This is a genomic window from Mucilaginibacter gossypiicola (assembly GCF_900110105.1).
GTDB lineage: Bacteria > Bacteroidota > Bacteroidia > Sphingobacteriales > Sphingobacteriaceae > Mucilaginibacter > Mucilaginibacter gossypiicola.
In genome coordinates this window covers 456,064-477,754 of sequence record NZ_FOCL01000003.1, presented here as the reverse complement: position 1 = coordinate 477,754, position 21,691 = coordinate 456,064, and the positions used below count along the sequence as shown (strand labels likewise).

The 21,691-nt window shown below is 43.4% G+C and carries 24 protein-coding genes; 18 read left to right on the top strand and 6 right to left on the bottom strand.

Annotated elements, in window-relative coordinates:
* Nucleotides 1-91: 91 nt before the first annotated feature.
* From moaA to BMX50_RS11810, 6 genes are all read left to right on the top strand, one after another.
* A complete protein-coding gene (gene moaA / locus BMX50_RS11835) occupies nucleotides 92-1,081 on the top strand; it encodes a GTP 3',8-cyclase MoaA (protein WP_091210730.1) in 990 nt (329 codons plus the stop codon).
* Nucleotides 1,053-2,303: a molybdopterin molybdotransferase MoeA gene (locus BMX50_RS11830; RefSeq protein ID WP_091210729.1), complete on the top strand. Its 1,251-nt coding sequence runs from the start codon at nucleotides 1,053-1,055 to the stop codon at nucleotides 2,301-2,303. Before moaA ends, BMX50_RS11830 begins: the two co-directional genes overlap by 29 nt.
* Before the next feature lie 112 nt (nucleotides 2,304-2,415).
* Nucleotides 2,416-2,886 carry a cyclic pyranopterin monophosphate synthase MoaC gene (moaC, locus tag BMX50_RS11825; RefSeq protein ID WP_091210728.1) on the top strand — a complete coding sequence of 157 codons (471 nt, stop codon included), beginning with the start codon at nucleotides 2,416-2,418 and terminating at the stop codon, nucleotides 2,884-2,886.
* Complete coding sequence (locus tag BMX50_RS11820; protein WP_208864687.1) at nucleotides 2,867-4,060, top strand: NTP transferase domain-containing protein; 1,194 nt, start codon at nucleotides 2,867-2,869, stop codon at nucleotides 4,058-4,060. The genes moaC and BMX50_RS11820 overlap by 20 nt, the downstream gene beginning before the upstream one ends.
* A complete protein-coding gene (locus BMX50_RS11815) occupies nucleotides 4,053-5,111 on the top strand; it encodes a HesA/MoeB/ThiF family protein (protein ID WP_091210727.1) in 1,059 nt (352 codons plus the stop codon). The genes BMX50_RS11820 and BMX50_RS11815 overlap by 8 nt, the downstream gene beginning before the upstream one ends.
* Nucleotides 5,112-5,120: 9 nt before the next feature.
* Nucleotides 5,121-5,543, top strand: a complete 423-nt coding sequence (locus BMX50_RS11810) for a hypothetical protein (RefSeq protein ID WP_091210726.1) — start codon at nucleotides 5,121-5,123, stop codon at nucleotides 5,541-5,543.
* Between the two features lie 187 nt (nucleotides 5,544-5,730).
* On the opposite strand, the gene BMX50_RS11805 is transcribed toward BMX50_RS11810, so the two are convergent.
* The 3 genes from BMX50_RS11805 to BMX50_RS11795 all read right to left on the bottom strand — a co-directional run bounded on the left by BMX50_RS11805 (nucleotide 5,731) and on the right by BMX50_RS11795 (nucleotide 6,961).
* Nucleotides 5,731-6,150 (bottom strand): molybdenum cofactor biosynthesis protein MoaE, encoded by a 420-nt coding sequence (locus tag BMX50_RS11805; protein ID WP_244280950.1) that lies wholly within the window; start codon nucleotides 6,148-6,150, stop codon nucleotides 5,731-5,733.
* Between the two features lie 17 nt (nucleotides 6,151-6,167).
* Nucleotides 6,168-6,596 (bottom strand): GNAT family N-acetyltransferase, encoded by a 429-nt coding sequence (locus tag BMX50_RS11800; protein WP_091210724.1) that lies wholly within the window; start codon nucleotides 6,594-6,596, stop codon nucleotides 6,168-6,170.
* A 122-nt stretch (nucleotides 6,597-6,718) separates the two neighbouring features.
* On the bottom strand, nucleotides 6,719-6,961 hold the full coding sequence (locus tag BMX50_RS11795) for a MoaD/ThiS family protein (RefSeq protein WP_091210723.1): 243 nt from the start codon (nucleotides 6,959-6,961) through the stop codon (nucleotides 6,719-6,721).
* 252 nt (nucleotides 6,962-7,213) lie between these two features.
* Between BMX50_RS11795 and fdhD the strand changes: the two genes are divergently transcribed.
* The 6 genes from fdhD to BMX50_RS11765 all read left to right on the top strand — a co-directional run bounded on the left by fdhD (nucleotide 7,214) and on the right by BMX50_RS11765 (nucleotide 12,650).
* Nucleotides 7,214-8,098 carry a formate dehydrogenase accessory sulfurtransferase FdhD gene (gene fdhD / locus BMX50_RS11790; RefSeq protein ID WP_091210722.1) on the top strand — a complete coding sequence of 295 codons (885 nt, stop codon included), beginning with the start codon at nucleotides 7,214-7,216 and terminating at the stop codon, nucleotides 8,096-8,098.
* Nucleotides 8,099-8,112: 14 nt separating this feature from the next.
* A complete protein-coding gene (locus BMX50_RS11785) occupies nucleotides 8,113-8,469 on the top strand; it encodes a DUF7009 family protein (protein WP_091210721.1) in 357 nt (118 codons plus the stop codon).
* Nucleotides 8,466-10,781 carry an FdhF/YdeP family oxidoreductase gene (locus BMX50_RS11780; RefSeq protein WP_091210720.1) on the top strand — a complete coding sequence of 772 codons (2,316 nt, stop codon included), beginning with the start codon at nucleotides 8,466-8,468 and terminating at the stop codon, nucleotides 10,779-10,781. The genes BMX50_RS11785 and BMX50_RS11780 overlap by 4 nt, the downstream gene beginning before the upstream one ends.
* A gap of 72 nt (nucleotides 10,782-10,853) precedes the next feature.
* Nucleotides 10,854-11,171 carry a ferritin family protein gene (locus tag BMX50_RS11775; protein ID WP_091210719.1) on the top strand — a complete coding sequence of 106 codons (318 nt, stop codon included), beginning with the start codon at nucleotides 10,854-10,856 and terminating at the stop codon, nucleotides 11,169-11,171.
* A gap of 101 nt (nucleotides 11,172-11,272) precedes the next feature.
* On the top strand, nucleotides 11,273-11,878 hold the full coding sequence (locus BMX50_RS11770; RefSeq protein WP_091210718.1) for a GDSL-type esterase/lipase family protein: 606 nt from the start codon (nucleotides 11,273-11,275) through the stop codon (nucleotides 11,876-11,878).
* Nucleotides 11,879-11,921: 43 nt separating this feature from the next.
* The gene (locus BMX50_RS11765) at nucleotides 11,922-12,650 is read left to right on the top strand and encodes an esterase family protein (protein ID WP_091210717.1); all 729 of its coding nucleotides are present in this window, start codon (nucleotides 11,922-11,924) and stop codon (nucleotides 12,648-12,650) included.
* 262 nt (nucleotides 12,651-12,912) lie between these two features.
* Here BMX50_RS11765 and BMX50_RS11760 read toward each other — a convergent pair whose 3' ends face one another.
* Together BMX50_RS11760 and BMX50_RS11755 are read right to left on the bottom strand one after the other, a co-directional pair.
* Nucleotides 12,913-13,932, bottom strand: a complete 1,020-nt coding sequence (locus tag BMX50_RS11760) for a Kelch repeat-containing protein (RefSeq protein ID WP_091210716.1) — start codon at nucleotides 13,930-13,932, stop codon at nucleotides 12,913-12,915.
* Nucleotides 13,933-14,061: 129 nt separating this feature from the next.
* Complete coding sequence (locus BMX50_RS11755) at nucleotides 14,062-14,451, bottom strand: hypothetical protein (protein ID WP_091210715.1); 390 nt, start codon at nucleotides 14,449-14,451, stop codon at nucleotides 14,062-14,064.
* Nucleotides 14,452-14,606: 155 nt separating this feature from the next.
* On the opposite strand from BMX50_RS11755, the gene BMX50_RS11750 reads away from it, so the two are divergent.
* From BMX50_RS11750 to BMX50_RS11735, 4 genes are all read left to right on the top strand, one after another.
* A complete protein-coding gene (locus BMX50_RS11750) occupies nucleotides 14,607-17,024 on the top strand; it encodes a glycoside hydrolase family 3 N-terminal domain-containing protein (RefSeq protein WP_208864686.1) in 2,418 nt (805 codons plus the stop codon).
* A gap of 252 nt (nucleotides 17,025-17,276) precedes the next feature.
* Nucleotides 17,277-17,714, top strand: coding sequence for a DUF695 domain-containing protein (locus BMX50_RS11745; RefSeq protein WP_091210713.1), 438 nt, complete (start codon nucleotides 17,277-17,279; stop codon nucleotides 17,712-17,714).
* Nucleotides 17,715-17,738: 24 nt separating this feature from the next.
* The gene (locus BMX50_RS11740) at nucleotides 17,739-18,179 is read left to right on the top strand and encodes a DUF7684 family protein (RefSeq protein WP_091210712.1); all 441 of its coding nucleotides are present in this window, start codon (nucleotides 17,739-17,741) and stop codon (nucleotides 18,177-18,179) included.
* An 11-nt stretch (nucleotides 18,180-18,190) separates the two neighbouring features.
* A complete protein-coding gene (locus BMX50_RS11735; RefSeq protein ID WP_091210711.1) occupies nucleotides 18,191-19,006 on the top strand; it encodes a hypothetical protein in 816 nt (271 codons plus the stop codon).
* 6 nt (nucleotides 19,007-19,012) lie between these two features.
* On the opposite strand, the gene BMX50_RS11730 is transcribed toward BMX50_RS11735, so the two are convergent.
* On the bottom strand, nucleotides 19,013-19,837 hold the full coding sequence (locus BMX50_RS11730; protein WP_091210710.1) for a sterol desaturase family protein: 825 nt from the start codon (nucleotides 19,835-19,837) through the stop codon (nucleotides 19,013-19,015).
* Nucleotides 19,838-20,031: 194 nt separating this feature from the next.
* Here BMX50_RS11730 and BMX50_RS11725 point away from each other — a divergent pair, with 194 nt between their 5' ends.
* Complete coding sequence (locus BMX50_RS11725) at nucleotides 20,032-20,757, top strand: DUF2071 domain-containing protein (protein WP_091210709.1); 726 nt, start codon at nucleotides 20,032-20,034, stop codon at nucleotides 20,755-20,757.
* Between the two features lie 35 nt (nucleotides 20,758-20,792).
* Nucleotides 20,793-21,656: a helix-turn-helix domain-containing protein gene (locus tag BMX50_RS11720; protein ID WP_091210708.1), complete on the top strand. Its 864-nt coding sequence runs from the start codon at nucleotides 20,793-20,795 to the stop codon at nucleotides 21,654-21,656.
* Nucleotides 21,657-21,691: the final 35 nt, after the last annotated feature.

The window sequence follows — 21,691 nt, the reverse complement described above, 5'->3', positions numbered from 1 at the left end:
TAGTAATGCTTACTTTTACAATTGCCATACACCAGTTTAAAGTTGTAATGGCTGTTAATTAATTAAATTTACAAGGTAAAAGGGCTATATTTTGCTAACAGATAATCACGGCCGGAAGATTAGTTATATGCGCCTTGCGGTGACAGACAGGTGCAACCTGCGCTGTTTTTACTGCATGCCGGAAGATGGTTTAAACTGGCTTTCGCGTGCCGAACTCATGACTTACGACGAAATGCTGCATAGCTGCCGTTTGCTTGTAAAAATGGGTATTGATAAGATTCGGATAACGGGAGGCGAACCTTTTGTACGCAAAGATCTTATGCCTTTACTTACAGGCATATCCGCACTTGATGGCTTAAAAGAACTAAGCCTTACAACCAACGGTGTGCTCACGGCACCTTATGTGCCAGAATTGAAAAAGATAGGCATACGATCGGTAAATCTTAGTTTGGATACGCTGGATGCCAACCGCTTTTTTACCATCACCCGTCGTGATGAGTTTGCCAATGTGATGGCTGCATTGGATGCCATGCTGAGCCATAATATGGAGGTAAAGATCAATGCGGTGGTAATGGATGGTAAAAACATACAGGATATTATTCCCCTGGTTGAACTGGCTAAAGAATTGCCGGTAAGCGTAAGGTTTATTGAAGAGATGCCTTTTAATGGCGATGGTCATGTATATGATGGATTGCACTGGGATTATGTGCGTATTTTGGAAGAAATAAAAAGCAAATACCCGCAAATAATAAAGCTGAACGATCCGGCTTATTCCACTTCGTACAATTACCAGATACCAGGACATAAAGGAACCATAGGTATCATAGCCGCCTATTCGCGTACGTTTTGCGGCAGTTGTAACCGTATTCGCATAACACCCCAGGGCGAATTAAAAACCTGTTTGTATGATGATGGCGTCCTGAACTTAAAAGATTTAATACGTGGAGGGGCTTCCGATGAAGCACTGCAGGCTGCCCTGTTAACTGCTTTTACTCACAGGCCGGCAGATGGCTGGGAAGCCGAACGGGCACGGGTTGCTAAAACAGGGATTCATGAATCAATGGCCACTATTGGCGGATAGTTTAAAGATCAAACAAAAGATGACAACTGTTGAAGAAGCGGAAAAACTGGTACTGGCACAAACAAGAGATTACGGAACCGAGAGTCTTCCGTTTGGCCAGGCTTTAGGTTATGTGCTTGCCGAAGATCTAAAAGCCGACCGCGACTTGCCTCCCTTTAACCGGGTAACTATGGATGGCATAGCTATAAAATATGCTGCCATCGAAAATGGTATTCAGGTATTCCGCGTTAAAGCTACGCAGGCAGCGGGCGATGAACCTGTTCAGATTGATGAGGCCGGTGAATGCATTGAGATCATGACCGGTGCAGTGTTGCCATTTTCGGTTGATACGGTGATCCGTTATGAAGATGTGAAGATTAGCGACAGGATAGCAACCTTATATACAACCGATATTAAAAAGGGGCAGAACCTGCATTTACAGGGCGTTGATAAAAAACAAAATGATGTTATCGCAACATCGGGGCAATTGGTAAGTCCAGCCATCATCAGTGTGGCAGCATCGGTCGGTAAAACTCACCTGCTGGTAAAAAAAATGCCGCGGGTGGTCGTTATTTCATCGGGCGATGAACTGGTTGATGTGCATGAAACGCCGTTGCCATACCAAATCCGTAAATCAAACAGCTATACAGTGAAAGCTGTATTGAAACTACATTATATTGATGCTGATATTTTGCATATTCCGGATGAACCTGCTGTTACCAGGGAACAGATTCAATACTGCTTAAATAATTATGATGTGCTGCTGTTGAGTGGTGGTATTTCGATGGGTAAATTTGATTATATCCCACAGGCGCTCGAAGAGTTAAAGGTGGAAAAATTGTTTCATAAAGTAGCCCAGCGCCCCGGTAAACCTTTTTGGTTTGGCAGGCATAATACCGGTGCATTGGTATTTGCTTTTCCCGGCAATCCGGTAGCAACATTTATGTGCCTGCACCGCTATTTTTTATTGTGGCTTAATGCTACACTTGGCTTGCCTTTAAAGCCGCCAACATACGCGGTCTTAGGTAAAGACTTTGTTTTTCAGCCGGCATTGCAATATTATTTGCAGGTAAAGTTGCAAAGTAATGAGCAAGGCCGGTTAATAGCAATGCCTGTTGAAGTCAATGGTTCGGGCGATTTTGCTAACTTAGCAGATACCGAAGCCTTTTTGCAACTCCCGCTCGAAAGGAATGAATTTAAAGCGGGAGAGGTGTTTAAGGTTTGGAAGTTTAACCATGATTGATAGGGTTTTAGGATAATTGACCGAACTATTAGAGCAGTGGAAAAGATCCTGAAATCAGAAAAATCCTTAAAATCCAGGTTCAGACAAATAATCAAGTAAATCAAGGTTCATAATGTTAACCCACATAAACAAACAAGGCGACCCGAATATGGTTGATGTAACTGAAAAGCAGGTTACACACCGCACCGCTACCGCGCGAAGCGTGGTTGCTTTGCCGGCAGAAGTATTTGAACTTTTGGCAGGGAACGAGTTGCAGAGCAAAAAAGGCCCTGTTTTTCAAACGGCTATTATAGCCGGCATCATGGCTGCAAAAAAAACCGGCGATTTGATCCCGCTTTGCCATCCATTGGGCCTGGATAATTGTAATGTAGCTATACATATCAACGAGCAACAAGAAGTTGTGGTTGATTGCACGGCAAGCATCACCGCAAAAACAGGGGTGGAGATGGAAGCATTGGTAGGCGCTTCAATAGCTGCACTTACCATTTACGATATGTGTAAGGCCATGAGCCATGATATAGTGATAAAAGAAACCAAACTGATCTCAAAAACAGGAGGTAAACGTGACTTTAAAAGATCATAACCAGCCATCAGGCAAGCATAAAAAACACGCCAAGCTGGCCCGGCCTTCAACCGGTAACTTTGGCCGTAATGAATGGGCAATTTTAGGTGGTCCATGTACTGTGATCAAATTGTTGGCCGATGATGTGATCAGGGCACTTTCGCCGGTTTATAAATGCGCTTATGTGGATATGTCGCATAATGATGATATTACCTCGCTGCCCGGCAGGTTGGTGGGCGGAGCTTCGATTGATTATACCGACCAGGTAAACTATCAGCAGTTTAATCACCAAAATCCGGTTTATCCTTACCAGCTTAAACAGCAATTTTCTTTTGCCGATCTGGTATTGGTTAATGGCAACCATCAGCAGGCTAATGCACAGATTGTTATCATCGACATTAATAAAAAAGCATCGCTGCAAAAAAGGACAGATCAGCTTAATAATGTTCAGCTTTTTCTGCTGGCCGATAACGCAAGCGAAATCCCCGACTTTATACAGGAAGTTATACCCAATTGGCAACAAATCCCTGTTTTAAAGATAGATGACCGTGAAAAGATCGTTGCCTTTTTTGAAGCCGCGCTAAAGCAGGCTAAACCTGTTTTAAATGGGCTTGTATTAGCGGGCGGTAAAAGCACCCGAATGGGGTTTGATAAGGGTGCTGCCAACTGGCATGGCAAGCAGCAGCGCTACTATATGGCCGATCTGCTTAAAAACTTTTGTAAAGATGTTTACATTTCCGGCAGGCCGGGACAACAGCAGGAGATCGATCCGGCTTATCCGGTCATAGAAGATACATTTACAGGTTTGGGGCCTTATGGGGCTATACTATCCGCTTTTCGTGAACAGCCTGATGCCGCATGGTTGGTCATTGCCTGCGATCTGCCTTTGATGGATGAAAGCACGCTCCGTAACTTGGTTGCCTGGCGTAACAGCTCATCGGTGGCTACCGCTTATCATAGTCCGGTTACCGATTTTCCTGAACCCTTGATTGCCATTTGGGAACCTAAAAGTTATCCTGTATTGTTGTCGTTTCTGGCTCAGGGATATTCATGCCCACGCAAGGTTTTGATCAATAGTGATATTACCCTGCTCAATGCCCCCAGTCAGGAAGCGCTGACCAATGTGAACACGCCCGAAGAATTAGAGAAGGTAAAATCAATGATCCACCATAAAATAGTTGCCGCTAATGAATGAGGATTTACAACGATATAACTGCCAGATAGCACTTCCTGGCTTTGGTGAGGAAGCCCAGCAATTATTGCAGCAAGCACGCGTGCTGGTAGTAGGGGCAGGTGGCTTGGGCTGTCCTGCTGCGCAATACCTTACATCAACAGGTATTGGTACCTTAGGCATTGCCGATTTTGACCAGGTATCGGTAAGTAACCTGCACCGCCAGGTATTATACACCCCTGCCGATGAGGGCAAAAACAAGGCTGAAGTAGCCTGTACGCGTTTGCAGGCACAAAACCCGGGTATTAAACTGGTGCCTCATACCACTAAAATCACATCCGACAATGTGATGGATGTGATTAGTAACTATGATATTATACTGGATGGTACCGACAATTTTGAAACCCGGTACCTGCTTAACGATGCCTGCGTTTTGGCAGGTAAATCACTCGTGTACGGCGCCATTTACCAGTTTGAAGGACAGGTTGCAGTTTGGAATGTAAGTAATGCTAAAGGGGCCAACTCGCCTAATTATCGTGATCTGTTTCCCGAAGTTGATGCTACGCAGATCCCTAACTGTACCGAGGGCGGTGTGATCCCTACTTTGGCCGGAATTATCGGCTGTATGCAGGCCAACGAGGTAATTAAATATCTTACCAGGACCGGCGACCTGCTTGCAGGGAAAGTGCTGATTTTTGACGCACAAAGTATGCAGAGCCGCATCTTTAAAATTGGATCGGTTACTAAAACGCATATTCGCCGGTTAAAAGCAACTATTACTATCCCTACCATCAATGCCGATGAGCTAAAGAAGCGGATCCTTTTGGATGATACTGTCGAACTCATAGATGTACGCACGTTGCAGGAACGCGAAGCTTATGACATTGGCGGTACACATATCCCGTTGGACGAAGTAGAGGAATATCTGGCATATTTTACCAGCCCCAATACTAAGGTGCTTTATTGCTCATCAGGCAAACGAAGCGATGAAGCGGTAAAACTTATCCTCAAAATGATTCCCGATGCAGATGTTTTTTCATTAGAGGGAGGATTAGAGGAATATAAGGTTGATTAGGAAGTGCATATGTACAGGATCATAGAGCCGGAGGTTGCTGGAGGCATAGGAGAGGAAACTGTAATAAACACAAAAGTTCATCCTCCAATTGTAGCGAAACTAAATTATAAATTTGCGGGATGGTTAGGTGATGATATTTTGGAGTCGTTTCCATGCTACATCGTCACTGAAAGACTTAAAAGGGAGATTGAGTTTAGAAATTTGAAAGGTGTTGGATTTGATGACGTTTTAATTTCCAAATCAGGTGAGTTTGACGATTTTTATCCCAATACTAATTTACCAAAGTTTTATTGGGCTAAGATTAATGGTGCTTTTGAAAATAATGATGATTTCATTTTGGGCAATGACTACCGTTTAATAATTTCTGACATGGCATATGAAACTCTTATACTGTTCAATTTAAATCATGCTTCTTTGGAAGAGATGGAATAATTAATAATGGTATTGGGATAAGTTCTCCGCGTTATTCTGAATTTATTTTATCGTCCCTGCCGCTAAATAAATGATCGGGATATAGCGCATACCTGTCCTGTGGGACCCTGAAACAAGTTCAGGATGACTGGCGATTATAAATGTAAAATCAAAAAAATCCCAAATCGAACATCCCAAATCCGAAATCCTAAGGATGTGCTGCTACCCAAACATCGCCGTCCTCAAAGCTTTCTTTTTTCCAGATGGGTACTGTTTGTTTGAGCGTATCGATGATATACCGGCAGGCGTCAAAGGCGGCGTCACGGTGAGCTGCTGATACGGCAATAACCACAGGCACTTCGCCAACCTGCAGTAAGCCGGTACGATGGTGGATCAGTATTTTTTGAACCGACCAGCGTTCAAAGGCCTGGGCAGCAATCTTATTCATTTCGCTAATGGCCATAGGCTCATAAGCTTCAAAATCGAGCTTTAAAACTTTTTTTCCCTTGGTGGCATTGCGCACGGTGCCGATAAACACATCTATCCCGCCAGATTCGGGCGACATGATCCAATCGATGCATGATTGGATATCCAGTGTTTGGGCGGATAGGAGAATTTGTGTGTTCAATGCGATTTGATTTTGTATTATGATACCAATGATTTCATTAAGTATTTAGGCGACTCAGCATAACCCTGCCTGTAATAAAACCGATGCGCATCAACCCTGCGTGTATGGCAGTGAACTTCTATGCGGTCGGCATTGCGCTGCTTACCAAGCTCGGTGATATAATCCTCAAGTGCCTTGCCAATGCCTTTGCCGCGGGTGTCTTCATCGACAGAAAAACAACTGATGCGGATAAAATCGCCCTTAACAACCAGTTGTGTTAAAAAATCGATGGCAATAAAACCTGCAACCTGGCCTTCATCCTCATAAACTAAAACTTGCGATGTAGGTTGCCCTAACATCCGTTCAAGGTTGTCCGGCAAATGATCCTCAGTGCCAGGATAGCCTAATTGTGTAAGCAGGTTTGATATTGCTGAATGATCGGCAAGCGTAGCGCTTCTGATAGCCATTGTTTTGTTAGGTTGAATGGATTTGTAATAAAATATCTTCTCAGATCTGCCGCAAACTGCCGGCTAAAAACTGCAAGCTGAACAGGCATACTGCCAACTGCGTACCGATAACTGCCAACTGACTACCCCCCGCTCACCGGCGGAATGATCGCAATTTCATCACGCTCGTGAATGGTATCGCCAGGCAAGGCATATTCATTATTAACAGCCAGCATGTATGATGAAAGCTGCTTTAAACGCGGATATTGCTGCTCGAGCAGGTATTTTAAATTGGAGATGGTAGCATCGTTGGTCAATTCCAGGCTAACTTCGCTGCTTCCAAATATTTCCCTGGTCACCCCAAAAGCCAGTATGTTGATCTTCATATCTCAAAAATATTCAAATTAGCTTACAAAATGAGCAACAGGTTTAAATTTAACAAATGGGAAACTTAGCAAGTTCAGCAAGTTCAAGCGTCCACGCTTGAATTATTTTGAAGGTAAGCGTTCACGCTTACCATTGATGGGTCGTAAGCGTGGACGCTTACTTTAGTTTGAGTTCAAGCGTGGACGCTTGAACTTGCATAGAAGGACTAAACTCACCTAAACAAACCCGCCGGTTAAGTTGTATATTTGAGTATGTCTACGCCATCAGTTATTCATATCCCGGTTGTAAAAGTTAACGCTAATCAAAGCGCCAGGGAAGAGGATAGTATTGCCATTGAAGAGCCCCTGGAAATTAAGTTGGAATACGGTCCGACCGATCAAAGAGAGGTTCGTAATATTTCAGTAACCATGCGTACTCCCGGGCACGACGCCGAACTGGCAACCGGTTTCCTGTTTACTGAAGGCATTATCAAAAATGCCGATGAGATAAAATCGGCTAAGCATAGCTTTATTGCCTGTGCCGAAAACAAGGAGAATACGATGCTGGTAACACTGGAAGAGGGTGTTCTGCCGAACCTCCAAAATACCGAACGCAATTTTTACACCACCAGCAGCTGCGGTGTATGTGGTAAGGGATCAATCAGCGCTATCCGTACAGTGAGTAGCTTTGCTGGGGTTGAGGATGATGGCAACATGATCCACAGCATTGTGCTTAATCAGCTTCCGAAGATATTGCGCAGGCATCAACGTGTATTTGATGATACCGGGGGCCTGCATGCCTCTGCATTATTTACCCCTGTAGGCGAATTGCTGCTACTCAGGGAAGATGTAGGAAGGCATAACGCTTTAGATAAACTGATAGGTGCCGCCATGATGTATAACTGGTTGCCATTGCAGCAAACAATACTGGTGCTGAGCGGCAGGGCCAGTTTTGAACTTATTCAAAAAGCGGCTATGGCAGGTATCAGTATAATAGCGGCGGTAGGAGCGCCCTCAAGCCTGGCTGTAGAGCTGGCAAACGAATTTAATATTACACTGATAGGCTTTTTACGTGACGAGCGCTTTAATATTTATACAGGCGCACACCGGGTTATGATCCCTGCTGATGAGGCTGCATTAACAGCGCCATCAGCATAAATTGATTGATACTAATGAAAATAAGGATAAAAGGTAATTCGCTTAGATACAGGCTTACTAAAACCGACGTTGCTAAACTTGCCGAAGACGGTTATGTGCAGGAATCGGTCGATTTTGGCAGCCAGCAACTTATTTATGCTTTGAGGCTGGTTGATGATGAGCATCTGTCGGCAACTTACAAAGAAAACGCCATAACATTGTACGCGCCCAAAACAATGATTGCCAACTTTGCCGATGAAGACAAGGTAGGTTATGAAGGCACTCACGGCAGCTTGCATTTACTGGTTGAAAAAGATTTTACTTGTTTGGATGAAGTTGCCGAAGACCAAAGCGATAATTACCCCAATCCGTTAGCGGCTAAAAAGATATGAGCAAGGAACCAGAACAGGTACCGGCAGCAGAGAACCCCGAAGAACTGCTCGATCTGAAAATCACACATCCTAAAGACTGGGCAGCGGGCATCCCCGCGGTAACGGTTGCTATGGTTGATATATTAAAGGAAACAGGCCTGGTAAGGGGTATGGAAGGCCTGTTTCACATGAACAAGAAGAGCGGCTTTGATTGCTCAGGCTGCGCCTGGCCTGATCCCGATGACGACCGCTCGCCCATAGCCGAATATTGTGAAAACGGTGCTAAAGCTCTTGCCGAAGAAGCTACAACCAAGAAGCTAACAGGAGAGTTCTTTGCCGAAAACTCTGTAGCCGAATTGGCTAAGCTTAACGATTACGAAATAGGCAAAAAAGGGCGGATAGCCCAACCGGTTTACCTCGCCAACGGTGCTACACATTACACGCCAATAAGCTGGGAATTAGCCTTTAAAAAAATAGCAGATGGGCTTAATGCTTTGGCATCACCAGATGAAGCTGCATTTTATACATCCGGCCGTACCAGTAACGAAGCTTCATTTACTTACCAGTTGTTTGTGCGTGAGTTTGGCACCAATAATATGCCCGATTGCTCCAACATGTGCCATGAAAGTACCGGTGTTGGCCTTGCGGATACTATTGGTATCGGTAAGGGTACGGTTACGCTTAATGATTTTTACGATACCGACGTGATCATTATCATGGGGCAAAATCCTGGTACCAATCATCCGCGCATGCTCAGCGCACTGGAAAAAGCAAAAGAGAAAGGTTCGAAGATCATCGCTGTAAATCCGCTGCATGAGGCCGGTTTAATGGGTTTTAAGAACCCACAAAAAGTAAAAGGGATTTTGGGTATCAAAACCCAACTGGCGGACTTATACCTTCAGGTGAAGATAAATGGCGATATGGCGCTGCTCAAAGCCATGGAAAAGCTGCTGTATAAAGCCGAATTGGAAAACCCGGGTACTGTTTTTGATCATGAATTTATTAAAAAGAACACCACAGGTTATGTTGCCTTTTTAGATAGCCTGAACCAATATGAGGTTGGTGATTTGGCTAAAGCTGCGGGTTTAACAGTAACTGAAATTGAGCAGGCTGTTGATTTGATTAAAAATAAAAGCCGTATCATTATTTGCTGGGCCATGGGCATCACCCAGCATAAAAATGGTGTAGCTGTAGTGAAGGAGATTGTGAACCTGGCTATGCTTAAAGGCGCCATCGGCAAGGCCGGTGCGGGTTTGTGCCCGGTGCGCGGGCATAGCAATGTACAGGGTAACCGTACTATGATGATCTGGGATAAGCCGAAGCCGAAACAGTTAGATAAACTCAAAGAAGTTTTTGGTTTTGAACCGCCGCGGGGCCATGGCTATGATGTTGTTGAATCCATCAAAGCTATGGACGAAGGCAAGCTTAAAGTATTTTTTGCTATGGGCGGTAATTTCCTTTCGGCTACGCCGGATACGCTGTTTACTGCACAGGCCATGCGTAAGCTTAAGCTATCGGTGCATGTATCAACCAAATTAAACCGTAGCCATTTGGTGCATGGGGAGGAGGCTTTGATCCTCCCAACACTATCACGAAGCGACAAGGACATTGTAAATGGCGAAGAGCAATTCATTAGCTGTGAAAACTCAATGGGAGTTGTCCAGATGTCAAAAGGAATGTTGACGCCGGTATCTGAACACTTGATGAACGAGAACCAGATTGTCTGCAACCTTGCCAAAGCCACGTTTGGCAACCGCTCGGTTATCGACTGGGATAAATATGCCCAAAGCTATGACGCTGTGCGCGATGTGATAGCCAGGGTAATTCCGGGTTGTGAGGATTATAATCAGAAGGTCCGTTTGCCCGGCGGTTTTTATCTGCCTAACGCAGCACGCGAGGGTAAGTTTATCACCGAAAAAAACGGAAGCATTATACCTTTTAACATCGCCCCGCTGCCTAAGCATGAACTGGCGGCCGACGAATACCATATGGCAACCATTCGCAGTCATGATCAGTTTAATACTACCATCTACGGTCTTGATGATCGCTACCGGGGCATTCACAACGAGCGCCGGGTAGTTTTAATGAACGAGAACGACATGCAAAAGGCCGGCTTTAAGGCTCGGGAAAAAGTTGATCTGTTTAATTATGATGATGGCGTTGAGCGGGTAGCGAGGTTGTTTGTGATCGTGCCCTATAACATCCCCGAAGGGAATACAGCTACCTATTACCCGGAAGCCAACGTGCTCATTCCCATCAACAGCGTTGCCGAACAAAGCAATACACCAACGTCAAAATTGGTTACTGTTAAAATCAGGAAGCACGTGGTTTAATAATAATTCTAAATACTTACAGGCTAAAACAAAAGCGTTCGGATTACACTTATCTCCTTAAAAAAGAGAATTATGTCATTTGATCAATATCACGAACCCGCCAATGAGTTATCGGACGAAACCCGCACATTTGCCCGAATGATAGTTTCATTAACCGAAGAGGCCGAGGCTATAAACTGGTACGAACAACGCATTTCGGTTGAAAAAGATAAACAGGCAAAAGCCATTATGCAAAATGCCCAGCAGGAAGAGTTTAAGCATTTTGGCATGGATTTGGAATTTTTACTGCGTAAGAAACCCGTTTGGCGTACCACTTTGCAGGCCATCCTTTTTAAAAAGGGCGATATTGTTGAACTGGGAACAAAAGGTGAAGAAGCGGCCGAAGAGTAACAAGTTTACAATTTTAATACCATTATTTTATCAACTTACATTAAGTTAGGGCTATTGTATTATCTTTAGCCCTTAAATTAATACGGTCTACAAAATAGAATATGATCTGGTACGAAGAGGATGTGAAGCAGTTGGAGATTAAGCGAACAAAGCTTGATTATGTGCCGCGGGTAATTTTTTATGGAAGCTCATCCATTCGTTTATGGAATACGCTTGATGCTGATTTTGACGACATGCAGCCTGTTAACCTTGGCTTCGGCGGCTCAACGCTGGCCGCCTGCGTTTGGTTTTTTGAGCGTATTCTTCATTCCTACAACCCCGAATCTATCGTGGTTTATGCAGGCGACAATGATTTGGGCGATGGCCGCAACCCCGAGGAGGTTTTTATATTTTTTAAGCAGCTAACTGTTGAGGTTGAGCGGCTTTTTGGTAATATTCCCTGTTATTATATATCACTTAAACCAAGCCTTGCACGCTGGCCTATTGTTGAAAAATACAGGTATACCAACAGTTTAATTGAAAATGAAATAATTCACCGCCATAAAAACTGGCAGTTCATCAATATATTTAATCAGATGATAGATGCTTCTGGTAAACCAATACGAGAATATTATGATAAAGATGGTTTGCATTTAAGCAGCGCCGGTTACACTTTGTGGAAAAATGCTGTTTTACAGCGAATGCCGCAAAGTATCAAATTAGCTTAATATAGGGTTTACACACATTTATCATCTTTCAGCGGTTTAAAAGATGAAAAGAGAGTACCACAAGTGGTTTAGTCCATCACTTCAGCGTAATATGGAATTGCTGGTTTTTGGCCATGCAGGTGCCTCTGTTTTATTTTTTCCCACTCGTACGGCGAGGTTTTATGATTATGAAGACTGGCGGGTAATTGAAGCCTTACGAAGCAAAATTGAGGCCGGACACCTGCAGGTATATTGTGTTGACAGTATCGACCGCGAAAGTTTTTATAACGAATATAGCCATCCCTATCACCGCATGGAGCGCCACCTGCATTATGAGCAATACATTTTGCAGGAGGTTGTAGCGCTAATGAAAACGCTTAACCCGGATGGAGCAATCATTTCGGCCGGTTGCAGCATGGGAGCCTATCATGCCGTTAATATCGGATTTAAACACCCTTCGGTTTTTGTTAAAGTGGTAGGTATGAGTGGCCGGTATGATATCACCCAGGCCATGGGAAACTTCCGCGACCTGTTGGATGGCTATCGCGATGAGAATGTGTATTTCAACATGCCTAACCAGTTTTTGAATAACCTGCACAGCCCCGAAATTATTGATCAGATCAAGCGCCTTCAAATTATACTGGCCGTAGGCGAGGAAGATGCTTTTTTAGAAGATAATAAATATCTAAGTACTGTATTGGCCAGTAAAGGCATCCAGAATAGCTTATACATTTGGCACGAAGAGGCTCACCGGGCACGCTACTGGCGCAAAATGGTGCAGCTATATTTCTAAAAGCAAAACACTTTCGTGTTTGTTATACAAGCTATAAATCCAAAATGTTATGGGTGTTATTGAGCTGGTACAAATCGCAGTTAAAGCCGTTAAAGATTTTTTGGCTGATAGTTAAGTGGAAGTGATGTTTGTCTGTTTTGATAGTGAAAACTTTTGTTTATATCAGGATTTGTTTGATTAGAAATAACCCGGCGCCACGTGCGTTTTAAGCAAGAAACCGGTTGACGTGCGTTACCGGCTTCTTCATATCTTGTTGGTTATATTACCTGCTTGTAGAGTTTTTAAGGAAAGGCGTAATGTTGGTAGCCTGTACGGTTTCCAAAGTTGAAACATTAAACGCTTTGAAGCGCGTAGTTCCGCCAAAAACAAACAGCATGTTATTTACAATTGCTGATGATGCGGCGCGGCGTGGCTCCATATTTGATTTCAGTTTGGTGAATTTGCCATTGTCAGTATCAAAATAACCTAAAAGGTTTTCATCATCATAACTGCCCGCAACAAATATCACATTGCCGCTTGCCGCCACACTATTGGCCGACATAAATTCGGGTAGCTTACCGGCAGTTTTCCAGGTATTAGCTTTGATATCGTAGGCGTAAATATTAGTTCCCTGATGTTTAAGAAAGGTATCGTAGCCGCCAAAAGTGTAAATAACACCATTTACCACTGCGCCAGCGGCCTGTAGGTACTCTGGCATGTTGGCCAATTGTTTAAATTGAAGGGTTGTAGGGTCAAACTCATAAACCGAGTTTATGCTGCGTTTTTCTTCACGGCTGCCGCCAAATAAATAGATCTTATTGTCCCACTCAATGGCAGAGCCATACGTACTGGCCATTGGGTTTAATACGTTGAGGTTTTTTACTTCACCGGTTTTAATATCAACACTTTGCACGCCCTGAAATATCTGGCTGGTGCGTATATTATTGCTAACGCCACCAATACCTCCAAAAACATAAATTTTGCCGGTAGCAGGCACATAAGCTGTTGCCGATTGAACTTTGTTGCCGCCCATATCAGCAATTTTAGTCCAGGTATTAGTTTTGGGACTGTATTTCAATACATCCGACGAGTAGCCACCACGTCCGCCCTTATAGCCGGCAACGGTGTAAATATTGTTGCCATCTGTAACACTGCTGGTCCAGGTAAGCGGGTAGGGCAGGTTACTCACGTTCTGAAAAGTTACTGTTGGTGTAGTAGCGACTGGTTGAGTTTGTGCCGATACAGAATTATAGCTCAAGCCTATAATAGCTGCAAGCGTATACAAGGTTTTTATTGATTTCATGGCGGTTTAGAATTTATATATGAATATATAAATTATGAAACCGATTGGTAAATATTAAGTTTAATTGTAGCTTATTATTTACACTGAAATTAAATTTGTGATATAGTGGCAGCAGATGCTGGATTTATACTACAGGGTTTTCAACACCCGCTGATAAATGATCTTAACAGGTTCAATGAACAGGATGGTAGCTATGATGATAAAAAATATTTGCCGGTCACTTTCCTTGTAGTTTGCTATAGCTAACAAGCCAGCTGCTAATAGAAACAATGGAGCTGAGTATTTAAGTATGGCCCAGGTTGTTTTTATTTTTGTTTCGATGACGTTATATATCAGATAACTGCAAACGGCAATTACATAGCCGGGAATGGCAAATAAAGCGTACATAACTGCAGCGCCTATCTCACTCCCCTCGCGGGCAATGCCATAAATAATCAATGTAATTATCAGGAAAGGTACGCAAACAGCGGCCTGAATAAGCGCTTGTGAAATTAGGGTTACTGGTTGTTTTAAGCTCATGGACAGTTTAAAAATAGCGTAAGGTTTCTGAATAATGCAACTGATATGTTACTCAAACGATATAGTTAAAATATACCGCTTCGGGGATGGCTGTAACGGTACTGGTTAAGCCTAAAGCTATATATTTGGAAAAAACCAACTCCAATACAACCCTCATGAGAAATAAATACTACCTGCCAAGGGTATTCGTGGCATCTGCTTTATCTCTTAGTTTTAGCCTGGCTTCATCCGCACAGGAAAAAAATATCTACCACAAAGGCTGGATAGATTTTAATAAGAATGGCAAAATGGATGTGTTCGAAGATCCCTCGCAACCCATTGATAAACGCGTGGCCGACCTGGTAAGCCAGATGACCGTGGAAGAGAAAACCTGCCAGATGGCTACGCTGTATGGCTACAAACGTGTACTAAAAGATGAAATGCCCGTACCCAACTGGAAAAACGAAGTTTGGAAGGATGGAATCGCCAACATCGACGAAGAACTGAATAACTTGACATCGCATACAGATGATGCGCCAACTCAGTATTCATATCCATTTAGCAAACATGCGTCGGCCATTAATACCATTCAAAAATGGTTTGTTGAGGAAACCCGATTAGGCATCCCTGTTGATTTTACCAACGAGGGCATTCATGGCCTTAACCATGACCGGGCCACACCGCTGCCTGCGCCAATATCTATAGGCAGTACTTTTGATAAGGAACTGGTTTACCAGGCCGGTAAAACCGTTGGTCGCGAAGCCAAAGCTTTAGGCTATACCAATGTTTACGCGCCTATACTTGACCCCGCCCGCGATCAGCGCTGGGGCCGTGTGGTTGAATGTTATGGCGAAGACCCTTTTCACATTGCCGAAATGGGCAAGCAAATGGTACTCGGCATCCAGGAGGGCGGCGTGGCATCAACCCTTAAACACTTTGCAGTATATAGCGTGCCTAAGGGCGGCCGTGATGGCAGCGCCCGTACCGACCCGCATGTGGCTCCACGTGAAATGCACCAGTTGTATTTGTACCCTTTCCGCAGGGTTATCCAGGAGGCGCATCCTATGGGCGTAATGAGCAGTTACAATGACTGGGACGGTGTGCCTATAACAGGAAGCTATTACTTTTTAACGCAGCTTTTACGTCAGCAGTTTGGGTTTGATGGCTATGTAGTGAGCGACAGTGAGGCCGTTGAATTTCTATATTCTAAACACCACGTAGCAGCCGATTATAAGGAAGCCGTAAGGCAGGCTGTTGAAGCAGGTCTGAACGTGCGTACCAATTTTACCATGCCGCAAACCTTTATTATGCCCCTGCGTGAGCTGATCAAAGAAAACCGCATTTCCATGAAGATCATCGACACCCGTGTTGGCGAAGTGTTGAAGGTGAAATTCAGACTGGGATTATTTGACAGTCCTTATGTTAAAGATCCTAAGGCAGCCGATAAAATAGTACATACCGATGCCGATAAGGCCATGAGCTTGAAAATGAACCGCGAATCAATGGTATTGCTAAAAAATGCCAACAACCTGTTGCCATTGGATAAAAAGAAATATCCTAATATCCTGATTACCGGTCCGCTGGCTAAAGAAACTAATTATGCTGTGAGCAGGTACGGTCCATCGCACAACCCGGTTACTACTGTGTTTGATGGTGTTAAAAATTACGTAGGCAACGATGCTAAAGTAAGCTATGTTAAAGGCTGCGATATGGTTGATCCTACCTGGCCTGAAAGCGAGATCATTGAAACACCATTAACTGCGCAGGAGCAGGCAGGTATTGATTCGGCAGTGGCACAGGCCAAACAATCGGACATTGTGATTGCTGTAGTAGGCGAAGATGTTGACCGTGTAGGCGAGAGTTTATCACGTACAGGCTTAAACCTGCCGGGTAGGCAGTTAAAGCTGATCCAGGCTTTACAGGCTACCGGCAAACCGGTGGTAATGGTGATGATTAACGGGCAGCCGCTAACCATCAACTGGGAAAATAAATATGTACCTGCCATTTTGGAAGCCTGGTTTCCGAGCGTACAAAGCGGGCAGGTAATTGCCGAAACCTTATTTGGCGATAACAACCCCGGCGGAAGGTTGCCGATCACTTTCCCTAAAACAACAGGTCAGCTGGAATATAACTTCCCGTTCAAGCCATCATCACAGGCAGAGCAAGGCGGGCAAAACAGCTGGGGCAAAACCAGTGTAAAAGGTGCCTTATATCCTTATGGTTATGGACTAAGCTACACTACATTTGAGTATAGCAACCTACAGGTATCGCCCGAAAAAGGCAACTCCCAGGGACTTATACAGGTTAGTGTTGATGTAACCAACACAGGTCAGCGTAAAGGCGACGACGTGGTGCAGCTTTACCTTAAGGATGAAGTGAGCAGCGTTACCACTTATGAGTATGATTTGCGCGGCTTCGACCGTATCACCCTTAACCCGGGAGAAAAGAAAACGGTACAATTTACGCTGCATCCCGATGATTTGGCGCTGTTAGATAAAAATATGAACTGGACGGTTGAACCTGGCAAGTTTCAAGTGATGATAGGAAGCTCGTCTGTTGATATTAAACTGAAAAAGGAGTTTGAGGTAGAATAAGAGGAATGTTTATGACTTACGAAGTTTTAAAAATTTCGTAAGTCTGTTATTCACAAAGCCAAGGGGGACTTGATGAATGATTTTTTGAATAAATGCACCGGATTTTGCCTGGCATAACTATCTTTATACTTAGAAAGTTGACGATGGTTAAAGAGCTGTTATAGAGAATAAAATAATAACAAATCTGTATCGTTCTGCTATAACATTTCATCTATAAAATACACACCTGCTAAACCTTATAAAAACAAACCTATGATTTTAGACGATACCTGGGTATCGATAGAAGCCGTATCCGACGACGATATCCCCCTGCTGGTCCGTTACAGGCCCAACTTATCAAACTTTTTTGAAACAGGTGCTTACCTGCAGCGCATGGATGTAACCTGGAACTATGAATCATTTGATCCGTCGTTGTTGCCTCCGGCAGATGAAATGCTTGCGATGGAGCAGGTTGAAGACGCATTGGTGGACATCCTTGAAGATGATTATCAAAGTATCCTGGCTTTTGTATTTACAGGCGAAAATGAACGCTGGTGGGCCTGGTACACTACCGATATTGATATTGCAGGCGACAGGTTAAATGAAGCCTTATCCGAATTTGATGAATTCCCCATAAACATAACCGTAATAGACGACCCGGAATGGGAAGAATATTTTGGTGTAATGGAGGATTTTGGAGAAGAAGAATAATAGGCGTAATTGCACCGTTGGCCCATGAATGAAGTGATAACAATTAATAACCGGAAATTGTATTATCAAAAATATCATCAGGATATGGATTGGACGAAAATAATCCCCACCGAAAAATGGGTATTGGTCGTCAGCATCGACAAAAAAGATAATATAGTATTCAAAGATATAGCCTATAGCGCGATAGATCGCGATGTTCATTACGTATGTTGTACAGGTAACTACGGCGAAGTATTACACGATTACATAGACGAAGTTATAGTTGCCCGGGAGGTAGGAGCCGTCGAAGGGCATTTACCAATTAACGATGTGGTAACCACCTGGCATAATGATGGGTTAAGCGATGCCCTGTGGTATGCACTCCATTGTTCCGGTGATGCGGGAGATGTGTTAATGCTCGATGTTTCCGAAATACAGGCGGGGCCTGATTGGGAGGAATTAATTGAGAGTTGGAGCCAAATTTGATTAAGATTTTGATGATTAAACCCTATTACTTTATTCTTTTTTTTGCGTTGTTCATTTTAGCCTGCAAGCAAAAAGCACCTTTAAAAACCAAAGTTGTCCCAAAGAAGGTCTTGCCGGCTTTACGCGTTTTACAATCCAATAAACTCATAAGTTATTATCCGTCAGATTCTTTGGTGTACCCGGCGAGGGTCTTATCTGGATATGATTTGTTTCACGGTGGAGAAGTCGCTCTTGATTGGGGAAAATATCACTGGAAAGGTTTGTTTAAGTCTGCCAGCGGATATTATATAGCAGGTACAAAGTTGTTAATTACAAAAGCCTATGACGAAATGGTTGATAATGAAGGGCAGGCTACCGGTGTTGAGGTAAATAGATCTGTTAAAGACAGCGCAATACTTTTATTCTCGGGTATTAAAAATATTCCCAACCATCCGGTTAAACAGATCAAAGTTATCAAGAGCGACTTATTACCGAATGAGCGTTTCTTTTTTACGTATGATGATATCGTTTATACGTTGTATGCCACCGGCGAAAGAAAATACGACTTGTCTGCAAAAGACTATGTGGTAACTAATTATAGCTTGCATATAAAAGCTGTAATTGCCGGAAAGTCGTTTGATCAAATGCTTGTTTCTACACCCAGTTTTGAAGATGCCCTGACGCAAATACTTTTTGTTGGTGATATTGACGGTGACAATGTGCCTGATTTGATTCTTGACACTACAAACAACTATAATGTGGAACAGCCAACTTTATATTTATCCAAGCCAGCCACAAGTGGAAACTTGTTAAAGATTATGGGATTGCAAGTTATAACCGGATGTTAAATGCTTTTACTTCTGCGGCCTTTCCAGTTTCTGAAACGGTATTTTAATAATATTCACAAATCTGCCGGTAACATCTTTATCCATATGGGTATCAATGCCAAAGCGGGTGTTTTCCTGTTCAAGCTCTCCAAAAGTGCCAAAAAGCCTGTCCCAAATGCTTAGTACATCGCCATAGTTGCGGTCGGTATGTGGTAGTTGATAATGATGGTGTACGTGGTGCAGGTTCGGCGTTATGAAAATCAGGCCAACTACTTTATTAACTTTTTTAGGTAACCGGAACTCGGTATGGGCAAGTATATTGAATAGTGATTGAAAGGTTTGCCTCAATACCAAAACGCCAACGGCCGGGCCGCAAATAAATACCCAAAGCATTAAGCAGCAGGTGCGTACACAGGTTTCTCCGGGGTGCTCACGCACTGTGGTTGAAACGTCGACATGAAGATCGCTGTGATGCACAAGGTGGAATTTCCAAAGTGGGTCTATCTTGTGCATTACCACATGGTAAATGTATTCACAAAGATCAAGCAGCATAAAAAGGCTTATGTAATAAACCCATTTATTGTGATGACCGGGAATATAGTTGATCAGCCCCCAGTGATGTGCGTTGGTCCAGCCAACTATGATCAAAACAATGGTGGTAAGCAATAGCTGGATAGGGAGGGCTGTAAAGATGAAGAGCAGGTTAGTTTTGTTATGCTGCCAGCGCTTTTTTACCGAAGTTATACCTGACGAAAAACAAACTTCTACCAACCACAAGGAGCAAATGATAAAAGCATATAATACAACTTGCACGGCATCCTGATGCCGGTCGAGGAATTGGGTTATAGTCATCTTAAATTAATAGGGGTAACCGCCTCAGGCAATAGCTGAGGATAATTAAGGCGCAATTTCTTTTTTTTGGATGAATGTTTGATGAAGTGTGTTAAGCGGTTGTTAATGTAGTATGAAGTAGGGAGGAGGCATATTTGACAAGATAATCAGCCCCTGGTTATCTAAACACTGAAAAATGATCATAAATTTATCACATGAAGATTCCGAAAATTACCGGCATAATTGACAGGCGTATATTGGTAAACTTTACCGTGGATGCGGAGATAGCGAAAAAAATGGTGCCCCCGCCCTTTAGCCCCAAGCTTATTGGCGGCAAGGCTATAGCAGGCATTTGTTTGATCAGGCTTAAGCAGGTGCGTCCTAAAGGTATGCCGGCTTTTTTAGGAGTGGGGTCAGAAAATGGCGCCCACCGCATAGCGGTTGAATGGTTCGAAAACGGCGAATTAAAAGAAGGGGTTTATATTCCCCGCAGGGATACATCATCTTTATTTAATACGGTTGCAGGTGGCAGGATATTTCCCGGCAGGCATTATCAGGCCAAATTTGATGTTAATGAAAACAATGGCCAATATCGTGTGGCCTTTACAAGTTCGGACGGGACGGTAATTAGCGTGGACGCAAAAGTTGCTAATCAACTCAATCCGGATTCGATATTCGGGACACTTGCTGTTGCTTCCGATTTCTTTAAAGCCGGCTCAACAGGATATTCACCTAATGGTAATAAGTACGAAGGGCTGGTACTGCATACTGATAACTGGATGGTGCAGGCGCTTGAAGTGAGTGCTGTTAAATCAAGTTTTTTTGAAGATGAAGCTATGTTTCCAAAAGGTTCGGTAAAGTTCGATAATGCTTTGCTCATGACCAACATTCAGCATGATTGGTCATCTGGCTGTGATAAACCGATGGTTGCAAATACTTAATTATCACTTTTGAATATCTTTGCTATCACGCAAAAATGAAACTATCAGCTACAGAACAATCTACAGGCGGCGATCTGCTGCTGCTTATTAATGAAAAACACTTCGACAGGATGTTTTTTACCCGCGATCGCCAGCATAAATACCTCACCATAGCCTGGAACCGTGGCGAAAAGCAAACTGTAACCATTGATGAGGTAGATTATGATTTTCTGCCCAATACCATACTGCCCTTAATGGTTAACCAATCCTTCCGCTTTGAGCATTCTGAAGATATTGTGGCCTGGCAGTTTAACCGCGATTTTTATTGCATTGTTGATCATGACGAGGAGGTAAGCTGCGTGGGTTTCCTGTTTTATGGTAGCTCGGAGCAGGTTTTTGTTACCCTTGATGATGCCATGCAGTTTAAATTGCAGCGCCTGCTTGATATTTTCATCGAAGAATTTGAAACAGCAGATAATATCCAGATAGATATGCTCAGGATGCTGCTGAAGCGCCTCATTATTATTGTAACCCGGCTGGCCAAGGCGCATAGTGGGCACAAAGAACCGATGGCCGATGAAAAGTTTGGTACTATTCGCAAGTTCAACTTAATGGTGGAGAATAATTACCGTGAACAACATTCGGTTGCTTATTATGCACAGCAATTAAATAAATCGCCTAAAACGCTTTCCAATCTTTTTGCCTTGTATAACCATAAATCGCCTTTACAGGTGATACAGGAGCGGCTTATTATTGAAGCTAAGCGGTTATTGTATTATACCGATAAATCAGCCAAAGAAATTACTTATGAACTTGGTTTCGAGGATGCAGCTTATTTCAGCAATTTCTTCAAAAAACACACCTCGTTTTCGCCAACCGATTTTAGAAATAACAAGGTTTTAATTGCCGAAGGGAAATAATTACAAGACCCCGGGAAGTTTGCCCATTCCGCAGG